The following is a 2,600-nucleotide window of genomic DNA, read 5'->3' as shown; positions in this document are numbered from 1 at the left end:
TCGGCGCGGTCAAACCATTCGACGCCCCATCCTGATTCACCGCACTACCACGCACCACCGCCAACACCCGACGCCCGAGACGACGCGCATCCGACAACCGCTCCAACACCAACACACCAGCACCCTCGGCAAGAGAGAACCCGTCCGCCTCGGCCGAAAATGCCTTGCACCGCCCGCTCGGCGTCAACGCCTGCAACCGGGACAATTCCACGAACATCCGCGGTGTCGACATCACCGCTACGCCGCCGGCGAGTGCCATCGAGCAGTCCCCCGCCCGCAAAGCCTGACACGCCTGATGCAACGCCACCAACGACGACGAACACGCCGTATCCACCGTCACCGCGGGCCCCTCCAAACCCAACACATACGAAATACGACCCGAAGCAACACTTCCTGTATTGCCTGTCACCACATAACCGTCGAGTTCGCTCGGAGCCTGCGCTCCGTACTCCATCGTGACCTCGCCGATGTAGACGCCCGTTGGTGTTCCGCGGATCGTGGCAGGTGTGATGCTGGCCGATTCGAAGGCTTCCCAGGCGACTTCGAGGAGGACTCGCTGTTGGGGGTCCATCGCGAGGGCCTCGCGGGGGGAGATATTGAAGAACTCGGCGTCGAAACCAGTCGCGTCGTCGAGGAATCCGCCCTCGCGAGCGTAGCTGGTTCCGGGCTGCTCAGGGTCGGGGTGATAGAGGCTTTCCAGGTCCCAGCCACGGTCCTCAGGTAGTGTTGAGATCACGTCGCGGCCTTCGGCAACCAGAGACCACAGCTGCGCCGCCGAACGCACCCCGCCGGGGTAACGGCAGCCCACACCTACGATCGCGATGGGTTCGTAGGCATTATGTTCGAGTTGACGCACTCGCTGGTTCGCTTTGCGCAGATCGCCGATGGCTTTCCGCAGATGCTCACGCAGTTCTGATTCGTTGGCCATAGGTCAAGCTCTCCCGTCGTGTGCTGCGGTCGCCGCGGAATCGGAGCCGCCGAGCTCGTTGCTCACGGCAGTGCCGAGGGTGTTATCGAGTTCGTTGTTCAGGGCTGCGAACAGTTCGTCATCTGATGCTGCGGCCAGGTCTTGGTCAGGGTCGTGGTCGTCCCAGTCCTCGATACCGGCCAGCAGGGCGTCGAGTTTCAATCCGAGCGAGCGCAGTCGCTCCTTGAAGTGGCCTTCGACCCGGTGGGTGGTGGTGAGGGTCGCGAGCATGGACTCGATGGTGTCCAGTCCCTCGATAAGAGGTTTCTCGCCACCACCGGAGCGGGCGGCCCGGTCACCGCCGACCGGCGGTATCTGTGTTTTGAGGTAGGCCGCTACCGCGGCAGGAGTCGGGTGGTCGAAGACCAGGGTGGCGGGAAGGGTCAGTCCGGTCGCCCGGGACAGGCGGTTTCTCAGATCGACCGCACCGAGTGAGTCGAACCCAAGTTCCTTGAAAGCACGGCCGGATTCGATGTCCTGGACCGAGTCGTGGCTGAGCACCGCTGCGACATGGGTACGGACCTCGGTCAGGAGCAGGGCATCCCATTCTGTCTCGGGGACACCCGCCAAACGTCGCACCAACGACCCCGACCTGCGCCCCGGCGCCCGCACCGCCGCTGGGACCAGCCCACGCACCGCTGCTGGCAACACCCCGGCCCGTGCCTGAGCCTGCCACGCACCAACATCGACCAACATCGGCACCAACACCGCATCGGAGTGGCCCCGCCCCAGATCGAACAGCTCCAACCCCCGACCCGCCGGAATCGGCGCCAACCCCAGACGATTACGGATCTGAGCCTCGGTATGCGCCCGATCCACCGCCGACAGCCGCTCGTGCATACCACCAGTGCCCGCGTGGGCCCACAAACCCCACGCCAACGACGTCGCGGGCAACCCACCAGCCACCCGATACTCCGCCAGCGAGTCCAGGAAAGCATTGGCCACCGCGTAATTGCCCTGTCCAGGACCACCCAGCAAAGGCGCGGCCGAGGAGAACATTGTGAACTCGACCAAACCCAGCGACGCGGTCAGCTCGTGTAGATACCAGGCCGCATCGAGCTTGGGCCGCAACACCTTCTCGACCTGATCGTGCTCCAGCGACTCCACCGCACCATCCTCTAGAACACCCGCCACATGAAACACTGCCGACAACGGATGCTCCACCGGGATCGACGCCAACAACTCGGCCAACCGATCCCGCTGCGCGATATCACACGCCACCACCCGCACCTGAGCACCGCACTCCCCCAACTGTGCCCGAAGCCCCTGCGCCCCTTCAGCGTCCCCACCCCTGCGACTGACCAACACCAAATGCCGCACACCGTGCTCGACAGCTAGATGCCGCGCTACCAACGCACCCAAACCCCCCGTACCACCGGTAACCAACACCGTGGACTCCGCATCGAGACGCTGCGGACCCGTGCCCGGACCAGCCATCGGCACCCGCGTCAACCGCAGCACCATTACCACCCCCGCGCGCACCGCCGACACCGGCTCATCACCAACCCCCAACACCCCCGCCAGCACCTGGCGTGAACCGTCGACACCATCGAGATCGACCATCGCGAACCGGCCCGGATGCTCCGCAGCAGCACTACGCACCAAACCCACCAACGGCGCCACCGCCAGATCC

At 64.9% G+C, this 2,600-nt stretch carries 2 protein-coding genes; both read right to left on the bottom strand.

From position 1 onward, the window contains the following. A partial coding sequence (locus D5S18_RS27960) for a beta-ketoacyl synthase N-terminal-like domain-containing protein (RefSeq protein WP_203236955.1) occupies window positions 1–928 on the bottom strand: 928 nt, incomplete at its 3' end. A gap of 3 nt (window positions 929–931) precedes the next feature. Beyond that, on the bottom strand, window positions 932–2,600 hold a 1,669-nt coding region (locus tag D5S18_RS27955; RefSeq protein ID WP_120044116.1), incomplete at its 5' end, for a type I polyketide synthase.

This window comes from Nocardia panacis (genome assembly GCF_003598715.1).
Taxonomy (GTDB): domain Bacteria; phylum Actinomycetota; class Actinomycetes; order Mycobacteriales; family Mycobacteriaceae; genus Nocardia; species Nocardia panacis.
Note: the sequence above shows the minus strand (reverse complement) of the source record. Positions and strands in the feature narration are given on the sequence as shown.